This window comes from Jannaschia donghaensis (assembly GCF_001403795.1).
Lineage (GTDB): Bacteria > Pseudomonadota > Alphaproteobacteria > Rhodobacterales > Rhodobacteraceae > Jannaschia > Jannaschia donghaensis.
This window is the reverse complement of record NZ_CXSU01000012.1, coordinates 1,493,088-1,509,214: the sequence shown is the minus strand read 5'-3', so window position 1 is coordinate 1,509,214 and position 16,127 is coordinate 1,493,088. Positions and strand designations below refer to the sequence as shown.

The following is a 16,127-nucleotide window of genomic DNA, read 5'->3' as shown; positions in this document are numbered from 1 at the left end:
TCTTAACGGACCGAAGGGGAAGAGCTGTTCCGCCGCCGCATCTTCAATGCAGGCGGGTGGCCTCGGGAGGATCTTCGGTCCGGGAGCGTTGCGCCGCTCCACCACGCCGCCGGGAAAACGGGGATATCCACAACAACGACCGGGGCGCCCTTAATCATCAGTGCGAACTTTCACTGACCCGCCCGATCATCTGGGCATGAACAAGAATGTCTCTCTCCCCGCCGTAACCCATCCATCGAAAACTGGCGCCGCAGACGCGAACCCACGCGCGGCATCGACCCGTCTGAAGGCACGCTCCCGGTCCCAGGCTCATGGCCAGCGTCGTCACGACTCCCGGAAGGGACCTCAGCCGAACTACGTCGACGAAGCGCGGTCGCACTGGAATCGAGAGCTGTTCGTTCCCCGGCCGATCGCCGAGATCCGGCGGGAGGTCGTGGGCCTTCGAGACAAGGGGGGTGCTCGGCGAAGGATGAAATCGAACGCAGCGATCGTGACCGCAGGCATCATTACCTTCGGGCACGAGGCGGCCGCGATGTTCGAGCGGTTGGAAGCGGAAACGCAGGACGCCGCGTTCCTCGCCTTGGCGACGGCCGTGGCGGATCGGCTTGGGACGAGGCTGGAGGGTCTGGTCGTCCATCTCGATGAGACCACGATCCACGCGCACTACGAGCTGCGGGGCTACGACGATGCGGGTACGCCCATCAGCAAGGTGGCGACGTTCAAGGTCATGTCCGAGCTTCAGGATCTGACGGCGGACATCATGGGGCGGTTTTGCCCGGGGATCGAACGCGGGCATAAGAAGTGGTCCCGGATCAATGCGGGGGCGGACTACGCCGATACGTTGAACCGAAGCGTGCGGGAGCTGCACCAGGATCTGCCCGCAGAGATCGAAACCAGGAAGGCTGAGGTGGAGCTGCTGCGGAAGGACGAGGCAGAGTTGGAGGCTTCCGCCGCAAAGACGCGCCAGTATCTCGCGAAGCTCAGGGCGAAAGCCGAGTTGAACGCGAAGGAAGAGAAGCGGCTCGATGTGTATCAGGCGCGGCTGGCGAAGAAAGAAGCCGAGCAGGCCGATGTCATCGCGAAACTCGAAGAGGCGATGACGAGGATCGCGGCGCATCGGGCGGCGAACGAAACTCGGGCCGGGGCGCTTGATGCCCAAGAGCGGTGTGCACGAGCGAAGTTGGCGGAGGCGGAGGTCAGCTTCGAAGCGGTGGATGCCGTGGTCTCCAGCCTGGAAGACGGCTCCATGAAGCTTCGGGACGATGGTGGTCTGCGAATGGCAGACCCGAAGCCTCTTCAGGCTGCACCGCAACGCCTCAAGAAAAGGCTCTTGAAACTCGCGCGGCGCTTCCTGGTGCAAGAACGCAAGATCGAAGCGAAGCTGTCTCGTCTTGACCGTCTTACCGTCGCGCTGAGGCGTTGGCTTCTGCGCGACGACCTGACGGTGGACGCGCGGCGGGACGGGGAGGAACTCGAGAGGGACGTGTCGCTGGGGCCGGACGTCTGACGCTGTCTCCATCGGTGCTGACTGTGGACGCGGTCAGGCGCGTTGCACTGCCCGCCGCGCGGCCAGCCAACGTCGACCGACGGTCCGCTGGCAAGGTCCACTCGATGAGAGATTGGCGGCAGTCCGCAGGCACGCTTGGCAGTTCTATAATTCAGGCTCGGGTCCCTCCGGGGGCATGCCGCCTGCGGTACTCAGGCCGTCATCACGATTGCACTCCGGATCTCCGGGCTTGCGCAGAGAGATCGGCTGGCCCGTGCCAGTCGTGCCTTCGTTCCCACCCCTGCGAGTCTCGGACATTATATCGTCAGGCCTCACATCCTGCCGCATCCCGCCGCGTCATCGCCGCTTTGAGCCGCTCCTCGATCGCCGTGATTTGCGCGATGGCATCACGCCGCGCGGCGTCCCGCTCGTCCCGCATCCTGTCCTCGCGTGTCAGTGCGGCCGCTGCTTCCGTCTTCGTAGCATGGGCCTCTGCGGCGCTGGTCTCGGCACGGGCTTCGGCGCGCGCTTTGGCGGTCTCGGCACTGATGACCCGGTCGGCCATCTCGGTCCGGTCGCTGTCGAAGGTCGCCTGCCGTGCGAGGAGAGCGGCGGTCTCGCGCTCCCTGGCGGCAAGGGCGTCTTCCAGCACCGTGATCCGGCCGAGGAGCTCCACTTCGACTGTCTCGGCGTCGGCGCGGCTTGCAATGAGATCCCTGCGCATTGCCTCATGCCCTGCCGTCGCATGCGCCATCGCATCGCGCCAGAGGCGGGCCAGGCTGATGGACATGTCGTCAGCGATCGCGTCTGGAACGGGGATCTGCCGCAGAGCGGTCCGCTCCGCATGCGCCGTTTCCCAGACTTTAATCATTCCGCGGATTGTTCCGGTGGATCCACCGCCGACGAGGCCGGTGACGGCGGTGATGGTCGTCCGCTCCCCTCCGGCGGTGAGCTGTTCGCAGGCGCTGTCGACGTCTTCCTGAGTGATGGGCATGGTGCGCGTCCTTCTGTTTGTCGCGTGGTGTCGTGTCCGACATCACACTACAGAAGCGCGCCGAGGCCGTCCGAGGTTGTCCACAGGTATCGAAAGAGCAGTCGGAAAAATAATCTGAAGCTATTCACCAAATCCAGTCAGTCATCCCATTCGCTGACATCGTATCCTTTGTCCTTCAAATGCGAGCGCAGGATTTGCCGGATGACTTCGGGGCGGCTGGGCGCTTGATCGTCTTTGCGGCGAAGGTCGTCGACCGCGTCAATGATGCGCCGGTGAAGCTTCAACATAACCGGATGAGTGTCGCGCTTCGGGGGTGCCATTCTTCTCTCCTTCAGCCTCTAAACCAGCTGATTATGACGCCCTTATCGAAATACATCCAGATCGCGAAAACTTTTTTCTTGCATTAATAGATATATGGCGATATCCAGATAGTACGCTATCGGGCGATGCGGGAGTTCGAGCTCCTACACCGCCCTCACCACAACGATCCGTAGGAGATCATCATGGCTGCTGCCACCTATACGACCCCGGCTTCCGGTACTGAACCCACCGTCTTTGCGATGGATAGCTTTTACGACGTGATCCTGTCCCTCGTAGACGTCGTCGAATCCGAGGAGCATCTCGAGGCGATCGCGCTCGAGGAGGGCGCGGATGTCGAATGCGCACAGGACGCGGCCATTTCCGCATGGCACCGCGCCGAAGCCGCGACGTCTGCCTTCCTGCGCGCCAACAGCAATGCCCCGGCCTCCGCTGATCTTGTCGAGGTCGCGGAACGCGTCGACGCGGTTCTGTCACTCAACGGCATCGAATGCCGCGATGATCTCTTCGGAGCTGTGACGGATGTCATGGTGATGCGGTCCTTCGTTCCTGCGGGCTCGCCCGTCGATCATCTGATCGCCGCGGCCTTGCCGTGGCTCTACCGGTTGTCGATCCGGCAGACGCCTTTCGTGCCCGAATATGCCGATGATCCGGGGTCGATGGCGGCCTGATCGGCGCCCGCGCCTTGCCCGCGTTCGCGCGGGGCAGGGCGCTCCTTCGCCATTCATCGACATCATTCGAGGAGGCTCTCATGGCCGTCCAACTCTCCTTGGCGGGTCTTGACCTGCCGCGCGTGCCCACGTGCGTCGAAGCCGCACATTCTCTGTGGGATTACCCCGACATCCCCGGGTCCGTGATCTGCGAACATGCCGTCCTGATCGGCAGTGCCGGTGAGTCGCTCGTCGACAGCTTGCTCCTCCGGCACGGGCTGTTGCCGATGCACGTGCCGGGCAATCTGGCCTCCGACCGGCTCGTCCACACGCCCGGCGGGTTGACGCGCATGCAGATCAAGACGTGCAGCCTGCCGCGCAACGGCGCATATTCTTTCCACGTGGGGAAAGGGTATCGCGGCACGCCGCAGGGCGTCCGCGCTTACGGGGCCGATGACTTCGACGTCCTGGCGCTTGTGTGCCTGGCCGACAATGCCGTGTTCTTCACGCACGAACTGCGGCCGGACTTCCGCATTCCCGTCTCCGCGATCCCGAGCCTGCGCGCCGCCCCGCGCGCGTCGCTCGAAGAGGCGCTCATAGGCATCGGCATCGACCTGACCGGCGATGCCTCCGATGCCGCGGTGCCCTGCGCCGCCTGACCTACCTGCTCAGGACTATTCCCATGACCGATCTTCTCACTGCGCCTGCGGGCGCACTCTCTCCTGCCGCCCTCGATCTTCAACGCCGGCTTTTGCGCGAAGTGGTCCGCCGTAACGACACCTTCCATGTAACGGGCGAGGTGCTGCCCGACGCGGAGCAAGACCCGGCGCGGTCGCGGAACGACGCCGACAAAGAGGCCAAAGCCAATGCGACGACACCGTCCAAGTCCCCGCTCCAGGCCGCTTTCGCCAACCGGAAGTTCCACCGGCCGGTCGCCGAAGACCTTGCGCCGGAAGAGCTTGCCGCACTCATCGAGCGCGGCGACGATCCCTGGGCCGCCGGCATCTACACGTCCGGCCCGATCGAGGACGTTCCGATCCGAGATCTTCTCGCGGCCTGCGGCCTTGTCCGCAGCCTCGGGTCGGACGGGACCCTCGATGGCCTGCTCGTGCTCGGTGCGATCACTTTGATCCCCGTACGATCGTCGACGCAGCGGGACGCGCTGCACAATGCGCTTGAGGACATCGTCCCGACCTATCTCAAGCTCGCCGGCCGGTCTGAAATGCAGCCTTCGCTGGCCGTCCTGCGAATGGACGACCCCGTCGCGTCGGGCAGGCGCGACGACAGGATCGTCGCGCAGCGCGAGATCGAGCGGCGACGGAAAGACTTCGACGGGGCGGTCGCCAAGAACACGCCGATGCTGGTTCTTGCCAGCGGGGCCGAGGCTCTTCCCGACATCGCCCGTCGACTGCCCGTGCAAATCCTGCCTTGGCCAGAGCTGACGGCCGACGACGTGGTCGAGGTTTTGAGGGCGACGCACTCGCACACCGGCTGTCTTGCCGAAGACGCCATCCGCGCCGCACTACCCCCGGCGGGGAGAGCGGCGACCCTTGCGCCGATCCTCTGGCGGCGGGCGCTGATGGAGGCCTCGCCGATCCGCGCGGCATGGCGGCTTGCAGAGCTCTGCGCGGAGGGTCCGGGATCAAAGGGCCAGACGCTTGAGGATCTCCACGGCCAGCCATCCGTGCGCGCCGAATTGGAGGCGCTGGTCTCGGACGTGGAGGCCTGGCGGGCCGGGCGGCTCGACTGGTCCGACGTGACGTCCAGCTTCCTGCTCAGTGGCCCGCCGGGCGTGGGCAAGACGTTGACCGCGGCGGCGCTTGCCGGGTCAGCGGATCTGCACTTCGTGTCGACGTCCTACGGTGCCTGTCAGGCGGCGGGCCATCTGGGGGACTACCTCAAGGCGATGGCGGCGCGCGTCGATGAAGCGATCGAACAGGCCCCGTCCGTCTTCTTCTTGGACGAACTTGACAGCTTCTCTCGCCGCGATGGCGGCGACCGCCACGGAAGCCGCTACGGTGTCAGCGTCGTCAACGCTTTGCTGACGGATCTGACGCGCCTCGCCGATGCGCCCGGCGTGATCGTCGTGGGCGCGACGAACCATCCCGATCGCGTCGACCCGGCAATCGTCCGCAGCGGTCGGTTCGATCGACACCTTCGGCTAGGGCTCCCTGACCGGACCGGCGTGGCCGCGATCTTGAAGGGGCACTTGGGTTCGCAGAGCCGCAAGGTCGACACCCGTCCTATCGTCGATCAGTTGCTCGGCTGCACCGGCGCGGACATCGCTGCCGTGGTTCGCGGGGCGCGTGGCTTCGCAAGGCATCGCAATGCGCCCTTGTGCCAAACCGATCTGGAGGCAGCTGCGGAGCGCGTTGCCCCGAAGCAGACCACGGCGGCGCTTTGGGAAACTGCCGTTCACGAAGCCGGTCACATCGTCGTCGCCGCCGCTCTTGGTCTGGCGCCGCCACGCGGCGCGCGGATCACCGCCCGGGGCGGAGAAGTCGAAGTCGACCTGCCGCAGCGGCTGACCCGCGACGTGCTGGACCGCCGCATGGCGGCGGTTCTGGCCGGGCGCGCGGCGGAAGGCCTGATCCTCGGCAGCATCGGACACGGAGCAGGATACGGGGACGGCTCCGACCTGGAAGTCGCAACGGCAATCGCCCTGAAAATCGAGACGGAATGGGGCCTCGCCGATCACCTGATCTACGCGCCGATTCCAGCCCATGAGCGTCTGCGTCTTCCAGAAGGCCTGCGCCGTCGCGTCGAACGGCATCTGTCCACAGGTGCACGACGGGCGTCTGATGTTCTGGCACGCCACGAGCAGGCTCTCATCGACATCGCGCTGACGCTTCAGAGGGAGCGCGACCTCAATGCGGATCGGATCGCGGATCTCACGCGCTTGCTTCGGAGGGCGTGCGAGGATGGCGTCTCCAACGCGCCCGCCTGCACGCTGCACTAGGGTCGCCGGTGGCGACAGCACTGGACGTCTCGACCGCTGAGCCCTCGGTAACGGTCGAGGCAGCAGGACGCGCGTGATCTGACGAGATTGGTTGAAGTGGGCGGGAAGCTGACCTTCGCTGCGTTCCGCACCAATGGCAGCTATGCGGAGGAAGAGCACACCTTAGAAAGATCAGCTAACTGCCATTTCTGTACATTTGATTTTTAGTTGGAAAACCGGGCGCGCGGCGATTTTTTAATTGGCCTCAATTTAACTGATGACCTTCCAATGTGAAGCAAAGCGATTTTCATCATAGAATATTGCGCAGCAAGGTTTCTCCCACGCCTTTTGGAGAATAAAACTCTCTGCATCAGCTTTGCTGGCAAATGAGCGATAGGTCCGTGCATGACCTTTTGGCGTTACCTTCCACTTTCCATCAAGGAACTTAATCTTGCAGTACAAAACGTCAGAACTCTCTATTGATCGACCACGATACAAAACCTGCTGATCACGGCGTTGGAACGCGTGAAGAGCTGTTTCTGTGAGGGCATCAAAGCATATAGAGATTGCGATGCAATTTTTCCTAAGCGTTTCAAGTTCTCCTACAGCAATGTTGGCATTTGGAACATGGGCCGCCTTGTGCCTGAGGGCCGCGCTCGACGTAAATCTTGATCTAAGATCTAAACCAAGCTCCAGTTCAGCTGCCAAGGAAGTCAGTTGCTGCCATGTCGCGGGAACACAAATAGCAGTTAGAAAAGGGGAAATCGTGTCAGCGCTTATATTGGAGGCGTCAAAGCCAAAAGAGTGTTCATACAATCTATAGTTTTCATTAACCGTCGAGAATATGGAGCCAGTGGCATCTTGAGCGTAACTTTCTCGTTCCTCTGATGGCCTGATCTTTAGCTGAAATGCGACTGAATTAATGGCACCATGGGTTGATGCTTTTCGGAGTTTTTCGGGAAGGTCTGGAAACGCTATCCCGCACTGGCTAATTTGACTCATAGCTTCCGAGGTTCGTTTCTTAATGAAGTCTTCCAGTGCTACAAAGGCAACTACTGCCATTCCTTGCCGAAAAAGGGAAGCCACTTGGTTGTGATTGGTTTCGGTCGTCGTAAGCTGCGCTATGCTTGGATTTTCAATCCCCAGTTCGAGTGCCTTTAGTCTTTGAAAGAGCTGGCTTCTCGCTTCACTCATTTGCAATTCCCCGCAGGAAATTCAGCATTGTATCCAGTCTTAGATTGATGGCGGACAGGTTGTTTGTGGATTGTGTAATCGACTTTACAAAGTTGCTGTCCGCTGCAAACAGCGCTTTAGTTTCGGCTTGAACTACATCTGGCTTCTGCGAGAGAACTGAGAACTCTTCTTCTGAAAGATGGAAGCAACCGAACATCTCAGCGTCGAACATTGGGGCTATAAATTGAGATCTCCATCCCCCTTCTACAGGCTTTCGAAAGGCATTTTCACCCCACAGGGTAAAGCAGCGGCTTATACTGGTTTCAAACGCTGATTGGTACACATATGGCCACTCGCCCTTATGATCTTTCATGAATTCATCCATGCCTCGAGACATGAAATTACTGTGGATCTTGCCAAAATTCATATAGAGAAACCGTAACACCATCTCGACATCGTTCATGTCCTTAGCGGGGCGATCGGGTTTCAACTTAAGAGCTTGCATTAGTAACGGATGTGATGAGGCCTCAATTATTCCCTCATTGAAAGGGCCATCAAAAGCCACATTTCTTATTTCTTGAGCAGTGAGGCTCTCACCTCCAGTATTTAGTCTCAAAAACACTTCGTAGGTTAAATCTGGGTCTGACTGATTCAAAAGAGTTGTTACTCGGAGGTATGGCCGCATTATCAAACCATTTTGTATCTCACGAGGTAGACTATCAAAGCGTAGGCCGTTCAGTTCCGGAAAGCTCTCCAAGCCCTCGAGCGGGAATTCTTGGTTCAGAAATTGACTTATGGCAGTTAATCGTTGCTTCCCATCGATCACGCTGTACGTGCCGTATTCGTGCTCTGAAAGAAAAATTGGAGGCACTGGGACATTTAGGATAAAAGATTCGATAAGGCGAGACTGCTTAACCCTGCCCCATCGATCACGGCGTTGATAATGTGGGCTCACGTCAACAGCACCACCAGCGATCATTTCACGCATTACCGACAATGAAAAATCTGAGTTCTGAATAACCAAGCTATGCTGAGCTTCTTTGAATTTTTTCAGTATTCTGGTTGCATCCATGCCAAAACTCCCAATGCTTTAATTTGAATAGTGGCCGGAGGAGAACAAGGAAACGTCTTCCAGCGAGAGGTATTACTGGAACCTACAGATGTCCGTGAGTAAGCGAAACTCCATCAAGGATAGAATTATCCGAAATAGTTAATTTTCTCGCTGCTACCGTCACTGAGCAATGGTCGAAATGCCACGCCTCGTGGCGATAAGTGGTCGCTAAACGCGTTTCGCACGAAAGGCAGCTAAGAGTCGGTCAATTAAAGCGGTGCAGGTTAATTATTTATTAATTGCTGTAGGGATAATTCCATTTTAGGCGCCAGATAACGCGCCGCACCAATCATTGTTGAATGTTTAAAGATCAGATGTAAAGCGCGCGGATCAAACCGGGAGATATTTCTGGCTGATTTGCACGTCTTCCCGGGCCTGCCCATGAAGGGAATACAAACATAATGCACATCGCTCTGAATGCGCGCGTCGATGTTCGTATGTGGGTCGATATCGTACGGCCATGGAGCGCGACGAAGAACGGAAAGGGGCACCTGAGATCTGATTTTGGGTGTAGCCTTTTATTCATAGGGATAAAGATAAACATACATTTCTGCCGTCAGGGGGCTGTTGGTCACACCTTGGAAGATGGTGCGGGCCCCGCGAATGGGTCGAGCGGCGGCGGCGTTCGCACGGAAGTCGCGGGTGCTCGACTGAACACTGTTGACCGAAGCAGCACGCGGAAGGCCGGGGCAGGAGTTCGACGCGAAGTCCGGATACTCGTTCTGCACCCAGCCGTAGAAATCTTTCCGGTCACCGACGCCCCAGCGTATCTGGCCCGTGGTGGCATCGTATACGATAGCGCGAGTACGCCATGCCTGTCCGGGCTTGTTTTCCAGAGTCAGGCCTTCTCCCATGACCGACTGACCGTAATTGACGTAGACCTGTTCCATATCACGGCGACCGACGTAGCATCGAAAGGCCGTGTCGTTCTGGAAGTAGGTCACGAAGAAATCGCCGTCGCGGCTTCCGTTGGACCGGTAGATAAAATACCGGTTGTTCAGGAGGTTTCGAAGATCGGATCCGGTCATGTTTCCAAGCGGCTCTTTTTCGTACTTGCCGCGCCAATTTTTCTTGGCGATGTCTGCCGGAGCCCGGAAAACAGCCTGACCAACGCGCTGCTCATGGCTGCGAGCCTGCGCGGCGAGTTGAGAATGCCCACTACTCATACCGCGGGGCTGAGTCGTCTCGACGGGCTGGGCAAAAACCGAGGTTGCCATCAACGAAAAGACGGCGACGAAAAGGGCCTGTAGGTTCATGTATTTACTCATTTTTCAGTCGGAACGTTACCGGAAATGTCAGTCCGAGCAAGCTCAAAATGGAGCGTCGGTCAAATTGACTTCAATATATGTTGGCGTGCGTTGAACGCGGTCGAAGACTCCATCGCGACGTACTCGATTTTCAATGATATTGCTTCATGTATTTGCTTCCGTGAAAATTCCGTGGCGCAGGGGTAGGAGTCGCAGCACTGATCTGCTGTGATCCCTTTCCATGATTGCTGTGACGAGAGCTTCGTCCACTAGACTGCGCCCGATCTCGTACAGCAGCCAATGGCGGCTTTGAGAAAGCTGCACTGCGGCGCAGTTGGCCAACGTGAACGTCCCCTCTGGGCCGTCCGTCACGGGCGGGACTACTTGGCAGGCGAAAATGCTACGACCGATCTAGTGGCGGCAAAAATCCATTTTACCAAATTTCTGCGATTCAGCTAAAGTAGCTCTTTATAAACACAAAACAGCGCGTAGGTAACTAGGGTCGAATGTGAACCTTGAGCGATCAAATTAAACCGGCAACAGGAGATATTCTGCGAAGTCTTCCGTAAGCTCAAATCGGTCGACATTGTTGTACGTCGTTTCAATGATTGCATTATAATTTTGCATCACTTTCAGCATCGGCTTCAAGTTATCGTGGTCTTCGAAATGATAAGAGAAAACCGGGTTTTCTGAGTCGCCATTGTAGGACCATTTCTTGGAACCGACAATGAATTCACGAGTGAATGGCGAGCCAGTTATATCGTCTCGCATTTCCGCAAGAAGGATTGGCATCTTGTCTTCAAGCTTCTGAAAGCTCCGGGACACTACAATCGCAAACCCGCGAATGCCTAGATACGCACGCATCTCAGCTAGGGTTTTCCACTCTCTAAGCTGACCAATGGAATGACTGGTGACATCCACGTCTACTAGCCTGCTACAGGTCTGACAGAGCCAAACACCATTTTCGGCAGCGGCTCGTTCCTCGGCAGTCAAAGTAGGATCATACCTCGGCCCGCCCTCAGCAGCGGCAGTAATGTGCGCGGCAACACCAATGCTGGCGCTTTCGTCAGCGCCGTCTGGTCCAATTGTCGGGCGCAAACATGTCTGATTTGAACAACGGTAACCTGCACGTTGCGCAATTGTTCTTACTACGGGAGCTCTAAAATCGTCACGTTTTGCCATGTGTAGAAGAATACGACATCAGAAGTTTTATGAAAAGCAGTCTTCGTTCGCGTCCTGGTAATCCACGCGTCGAGAATGCTGCGAGTTGCACCAATGTCCGTAATTCGGGGTGCGACCGCAGCATCCCAAGGCCATGCCCAACGTCTGCTAAGGGCCGAATCTGCAAGATTGTCGGCAGCGACCCCGTTAGCAAGCTCTTCGCGCGTGAAGCCGAATGTCTGCGTCGATCCGGGGAGACCTACCGTCACGAGCACCTGATCGCCATCGAGCTGAAAATTCGTTAGCGGAATAGGGTTGTTCTCGAACGTAGCGCTGACCCCGGCATCTATTACGATATCGGAGTCGAAGTTACGGCCCTGCGGTCCCCACTCCGAAGAAATTCCGACCGCACCTCCGACGGTTCCGGTGCCCCCGGAGTCGGGCACCCTGACACCGACGGTTGCGTTGATCGTGTAGACGTTCTGGAACGCCTCCGTAGAACCGCTCACCGTGTAGGTCAGCCCGCCCACCGGAATGATGACCGGCGGGACGTCCGCGAGCCCCATGTAGCGTCCTGGAATGCCGCTCATCTTATGATCATCCCTCTTGACCCACGATCCGTTTCTCGGGCCTCACTCCACCTCCCGGACGAGCCGGAACCCCGCATATCTGGTCCGAACTTCAGGTCTCCGCGCATGCCCGCGTGATGCGGGCCGCGCGGAGTCCGGTCCCGAATTGTACGCGCCTCCCTTGGTGACGAACCGGCAGTCGGGGGTGCTCCGGGCGTGGTCCAGATAAGCGCTCGACGTCGGTAGGCCGAGATGGCGGAACGCGTAGCAGGACATCGTCCGCTCCTGCACGTTGCCAGACATGTGGCGCAGGCCCCACGCGTTTTCCGCGTCCAGTTCATCCACCGGCACCGGGTGCTGCTGGTAAGTAACCTGCACCCCCTCCTCATAGAACCGCACCTGGTCGTGGCGTAGCACGTCGCCTTCGGCGAAGCGCCGGTCCGTGCCACCGCGCGCCGCGTATTCCCACTCCGCCTCGGTCGGCAGCCGATAAACCGGCGCACCGACCAAGCCGTTCAGCCACGCCGCGTAATCCATCCCGTCCTCGGCGGAGACGTTGATAACCGGGTGCCGCCCCGTGGCCATGTAGTCACCTCCGAGCATGATGACCGCCGGATCGGGCCGATGCGAACACCACCCCGCCGCGATACAGGCGAGGAACTCGTCATAGGTCACCTCGTTGCGCCCCATGGCGACCGCGCGGTCGATCTCGACTCGGTGCACCGGCCCCTCGTGCTTCAGCCCCGGCACGTCCTCGCCACGCCGCTCCCGCATGTAGGTCAAGAGTATCGACTGCTCCGGCGGTGCGCCCATTTCGAACGCACCCTTTGGCAGGACGATCATCTCGGGGCACGCGTCGCATTCGCGGAACTGTTCGAGGGCCGCAACCTGCGTACCGTCGGGTAGAACATAGGGCTCGGCCATCGTGGGGCCTGCCGCAATTCCGATCACGCCGGACGCGCAGACAGCGAGCCACCGCCCTACACTAGAGGTATCCTTCATCTTGACCTTTCAAACCCCGCGCCACCGACTCAGGAGAATACGTTCAAGATAATGGGATACAACCATCCGCAGACTCGCGGCAGTGAAGGAGTAATCGTTGGGTCACAATTCGACGCAGAGGCAGTAAATAGATGCGCATACACCACGCCTGTGTCTTTAAGTGCACCCCCGCGAAATGACCGAGTGGAACGGTCGCGCCGTCACATACGGGTCGGTCGCAGCATTTGGAACGGCAGCCGAGGCGGGTCTAGAGCCAATTTGAACGCCATTCGGCAGTCGCAGCACGATCCGCAAAGCCGCTATTCGCGCCCGTTGCAGCATTGTTCGAAGAGGGCTCACTGCCGACCTCGTGAGCCGCGCAGCAATCCCGTGATATGGTGCCTCGTCAACGTCGGGTTGTCGTTGTGGAGGGCATGGCGGATCGGAGGATCAGTCATGGAAACACCAAACTTACCAGCCATTCGCGCACTTCGCCCAGCCTGGAATAAAGGCCGCATCGTTGGCCAGAAACGGCCGCTGAAGCCAAAGCATGTGTGGGCAATCCGTGTTCGACTTGAATTGGCCGAAAACCATCGCGACCTCGCACTGTTCAACATGGCGATCGACAGCAAGCTGCGCGGCTGTGACCTGGTGAAGATGAAAGTCGTGGATGTAATGGCATCAGGTCAGATCAAGGAGCGCGCCTCCGTCCTGCAAAGCAAGACACAGAAACCCGTGCGCTTTGAGATAACCGAAGGCACATGCGCCTCACTCGAGAAGTGGATGGAAGACGAGCTCATGGTTGGCTCCGAGTACCTTTGGCCTGGCTGCTTCCACGAGCGACTGCATATCTCGACACGCCAGTACGCTCGGATCGTCCGCGATTGGGTCACATCAATCGGTCTAGAGGCGAGCGCATATGGCACGCATTCGATGAGGCGAACAAAGGTGACTCAGATCTACAAGAAGACAGGCAACTTGCGGGCGGTTCAGCTTCTGCTTGGACACACCAAGATGGACAGCACAGTCCGGTACCTAGGCGTCGAGCTGGAGGACGCGCTAGCAATCGCCGAGGCCATAGAAATCTAGCTACTTCGGGTCGCCTTCAAGGGCGGCCCATTTCGGACATTGACCAACCTTCGGCTATGCTGCATCCGCAGCCAGCATAACGGACATTGACCCATGAGCGCAGCATTATCGACATGCTGGATGCCTGCACCGCGGACGAAGTTGCCTTTCGCCGCGCCTCCGCAAGCGCCCGCTTTCTACGAGGGTTGACTAACAGTTGCTCAAGCTGCTCCGTTCTTTCAGTGGTTGACAGATAGCAAGATTCATTTTTCGGCCGTTGTCTGGCAACAAAATTCATTGAGTGGCGAAGCAATGACATACCTACTTATCATTCTAGCGTTCGCGGCAACCTTGATTTCATTGGTATCTAATGTTGTCGAAGGCTGGGTGAAAACTTTGGTTTACGGTTGTGCGGCCTTTGCAGCTTTAGCAGTTATGATTGTGTCGTTTTTTGTGCAGGCTGATCAAAATGAAACAGCAGGGACCCTACAAGAAACGCTGCGAAGTACTCAAGAACAATTAGTTCAAATCTCGGCTGCAAACGTATCTTTGCAAGCTGGTAACGAGGTCCTCCAGAGCAAAGTATCATCTGCTCGTGGTCAAATCTCTGCTCTTCAGCAAGAGTTAGCCGATGCTCGAGCGCAAATCTCTAGCTTCGATCAACAAGCGGCTATGAGGTTTGCAATCTCGGAGTGTCGGGCAGTCTTTAGTCCAATTTCTGATTGGGAGTCGATTGGCTACGTCTTAAGGAACGGGGGCGACTTGTGGATTGCGAATGTCAACATTGGGAACTCCGTGAACCGTGAGGTCTATCGGAGTGGCGTCGAGTCGGGTTGGGGCGGTGAATACGCAGGTCACATTTTTGGAATGACAAACGTTGGTAGACGATTTCATGAATATTTCAAAATTGATGGGGCGTACTTCGCTAAATTGCGCCGCAATGAAATTGACGAGAGAGTTAGCGAAGTCTACGCAAGAATTTCTGAGCTAGGATGTGAGATGCAGTTCGAGAATAGTGTGGGATTGGTCTGTGCATGTGAGTGAAAAAGGTGAGTAGCTTCTGATGCCTTTCATCTTCGGCGAAGCATCGGTCCAAGAGGGCTCGAAGCTATTATCGGAGCAGCCGTAGCATCTCGTTATCAGACTTGGATCGTATCGGTGACGACCCGGCCCAAAGCCGCCGTTAATTAAGATTAAAGATGCTACGCTTCGGATTCCCAAAGCAGACCTTAACCGGATGAATTATCGCGTCTACGATGAGGGTTTCTTAGGTGTCGACTGTCTCAGTCTGAGAGCTGGCACTCAAGCGCCTCTGCCACCTCGGAGGCTGTAAGTGGAGAAAGCAAGTCTGGCGCTTTTACGTGCGCCCATCTGTGGCAAGTTGGGCAAAGCACAATCAGATCATCGACACGGCTCTCGCGGACGCCAGCAGCAAGGGGCTGGAGGTGATGAGCGTCGAACATTCCGTCCGACATATCGCTGAAGCCACAAGCCTCGCAGCAGAGCGCGCCGCCATTCTTCGCCCGGTTTTGGGCCTTCACCTCGCGTTTCAAACTCGCGTCACGTTCGATTGCCTTCGACAGCTTCCAAACTTTTTTTCCCTCGGACGACTTGATGTTTAATTTAGGATACAAGGTGCCGATAAGCTTCACGCTACCGGGATCGCGGAAGCCGGAAGGTAGCTGCACCTCCCATCTGCGGGAAACATTGCGATCCTTCAAAGCGCTCCACAATGCTTCAATTTGTTCGGAGTACCGCATGACTCGGTCATATGCGTTTGCAAGGATGTTCATGTCGTCGAAACCCAGCTCGTCGACCAGCAACGGTTCGCCGTCAATTGCATAGACTTCAGAAAGAACAACTGCGACCGGCCATTGTTCAAGACGTGTTCGCAGCGAGGTACCTTTGACGAAAGCTGTCGTTTCGCCGTACGCACCAGTAGTGCGGACTAACTCAATCGCTCGCCCTCGCAACCCCTCAGGTATATGCTTACCACCGCCAATTGTGACGAAGTAAGGCTGCTCCTGCGCTTTTTCGGCCGTGATCCTCGCCTGCGAGTAATGACCTTTGTCCTTCTTCGCAGCATCTCCTCGCGACCCGAAGCACATTACAGCTTCTTCCGATCTTCCCCAGACGGCCTTGACGCCCATCAGGTCGTTTGCGCTTGGAACGACTTCATTGAACTTGACCATATGGGCCACTACCTCGCAATTCGACGGGTGAGAATTCCAGTGAAAAGGAATTGTGGGGCTGCTTCAATACCGAATTAGTCGGGCGGAATTATTCAGCACCAATGGCTGGCCAGATGCGACACCACTCCCCGGCCCTTAGCGGTCCTTAGCCGTCGGGACCTACGCTGCGATGCAGCTTCTCCGAAGCGGACAGTCGTCGATTGCGCAGTAGGTCACGTGTCCGCTGTGCGGACTTTGCG

The 16,127-nt window shown here is 57.9% G+C and carries 15 protein-coding genes; 6 read left to right on the top strand and 9 right to left on the bottom strand.

Annotation, left to right across the window (positions count from 1 at the left end):
• Positions 1–196: 196 nt before the first annotated feature.
• On the top strand, positions 197–1,507 hold the full coding sequence (locus tag JDO7802_RS16655; RefSeq protein WP_144430660.1) for a plasmid recombination protein: 1,311 nt from the start codon (positions 197–199) through the stop codon (positions 1,505–1,507).
• 304 nt (positions 1,508–1,811) lie between these two features.
• Here JDO7802_RS16655 and JDO7802_RS16650 read toward each other — a convergent pair whose 3' ends face one another.
• Both JDO7802_RS16650 and JDO7802_RS16645 read right to left on the bottom strand, forming a co-directional pair.
• Positions 1,812–2,480: a DNA-binding protein gene (locus JDO7802_RS16650; RefSeq protein WP_055087035.1), complete on the bottom strand. Its 669-nt coding sequence runs from the start codon at positions 2,478–2,480 to the stop codon at positions 1,812–1,814.
• A gap of 137 nt (positions 2,481–2,617) precedes the next feature.
• Entirely contained in the window at positions 2,618–2,800 is a 183-nt protein-coding gene (locus tag JDO7802_RS16645; RefSeq protein WP_055087034.1) for a hypothetical protein, read from the bottom strand.
• Positions 2,801–2,983: 183 nt separating this feature from the next.
• On the opposite strand from JDO7802_RS16645, the gene JDO7802_RS16640 reads away from it, so the two are divergent.
• The 3 genes from JDO7802_RS16640 (at position 2,984) to JDO7802_RS16630 (ending at position 6,407) form a co-directional block, all read left to right on the top strand.
• Complete coding sequence (locus tag JDO7802_RS16640) at positions 2,984–3,469, top strand: hypothetical protein (protein ID WP_055087033.1); 486 nt, start codon at positions 2,984–2,986, stop codon at positions 3,467–3,469.
• 98 nt (positions 3,470–3,567) lie between these two features.
• Positions 3,568–4,107, top strand: a complete 540-nt coding sequence (locus JDO7802_RS16635) for a PDDEXK-like family protein (RefSeq protein ID WP_187298168.1) — start codon at positions 3,568–3,570, stop codon at positions 4,105–4,107.
• 23 nt (positions 4,108–4,130) lie between these two features.
• Entirely contained in the window at positions 4,131–6,407 is a 2,277-nt protein-coding gene (locus tag JDO7802_RS16630; protein WP_055087031.1) for an AAA family ATPase, read from the top strand.
• A gap of 249 nt (positions 6,408–6,656) precedes the next feature.
• Here the strand turns inward: JDO7802_RS16630 and JDO7802_RS18085 are convergent, their stop codons facing one another.
• The 6 genes from JDO7802_RS18085 to JDO7802_RS16605 all read right to left on the bottom strand — a co-directional run bounded on the left by JDO7802_RS18085 (position 6,657) and on the right by JDO7802_RS16605 (position 12,571).
• Positions 6,657–7,580, bottom strand: coding sequence for a HEPN domain-containing protein (locus tag JDO7802_RS18085; protein ID WP_144430659.1), 924 nt, complete (start codon positions 7,578–7,580; stop codon positions 6,657–6,659).
• Positions 7,573–8,631: a DUF262 domain-containing protein gene (locus JDO7802_RS17785; protein WP_083481212.1), complete on the bottom strand. Its 1,059-nt coding sequence runs from the start codon at positions 8,629–8,631 to the stop codon at positions 7,573–7,575. The genes JDO7802_RS18085 and JDO7802_RS17785 overlap by 8 nt, the downstream gene beginning before the upstream one ends.
• A 557-nt stretch (positions 8,632–9,188) precedes the next feature.
• The gene (locus tag JDO7802_RS16620; protein WP_144430658.1) at positions 9,189–9,938 is read right to left on the bottom strand and encodes a hypothetical protein; all 750 of its coding nucleotides are present in this window, start codon (positions 9,936–9,938) and stop codon (positions 9,189–9,191) included.
• 507 nt (positions 9,939–10,445) lie between these two features.
• Positions 10,446–11,099: a hypothetical protein gene (locus JDO7802_RS18080; protein ID WP_144430657.1), complete on the bottom strand. Its 654-nt coding sequence runs from the start codon at positions 11,097–11,099 to the stop codon at positions 10,446–10,448.
• The gene (locus tag JDO7802_RS16610; protein WP_144430656.1) at positions 11,066–11,668 is read right to left on the bottom strand and encodes a hypothetical protein; all 603 of its coding nucleotides are present in this window, start codon (positions 11,666–11,668) and stop codon (positions 11,066–11,068) included. Before JDO7802_RS16610 ends, JDO7802_RS18080 begins: the two co-directional genes overlap by 34 nt.
• 42 nt (positions 11,669–11,710) lie before the next feature.
• Positions 11,711–12,571 (bottom strand): formylglycine-generating enzyme family protein, encoded by an 861-nt coding sequence (locus tag JDO7802_RS16605; protein WP_187298167.1) that lies wholly within the window; start codon positions 12,569–12,571, stop codon positions 11,711–11,713.
• A gap of 513 nt (positions 12,572–13,084) precedes the next feature.
• Between JDO7802_RS16605 and JDO7802_RS16600 the strand changes: the two genes are divergently transcribed.
• Positions 13,085–13,717 carry a tyrosine-type recombinase/integrase gene (locus tag JDO7802_RS16600; protein ID WP_055087025.1) on the top strand — a complete coding sequence of 211 codons (633 nt, stop codon included), beginning with the start codon at positions 13,085–13,087 and terminating at the stop codon, positions 13,715–13,717.
• Positions 13,718–13,942: 225 nt separating this feature from the next.
• A complete protein-coding gene (locus tag JDO7802_RS18075) occupies positions 13,943–14,740 on the top strand; it encodes a hypothetical protein (protein ID WP_144430655.1) in 798 nt (265 codons plus the stop codon).
• Positions 14,741–14,979: 239 nt separating this feature from the next.
• Here JDO7802_RS18075 and JDO7802_RS16595 read toward each other — a convergent pair whose 3' ends face one another.
• On the bottom strand, positions 14,980–15,888 hold the full coding sequence (locus JDO7802_RS16595) for an HNH endonuclease (protein WP_083481211.1): 909 nt from the start codon (positions 15,886–15,888) through the stop codon (positions 14,980–14,982).
• Positions 15,889–16,127 lie beyond the last annotated feature (239 nt).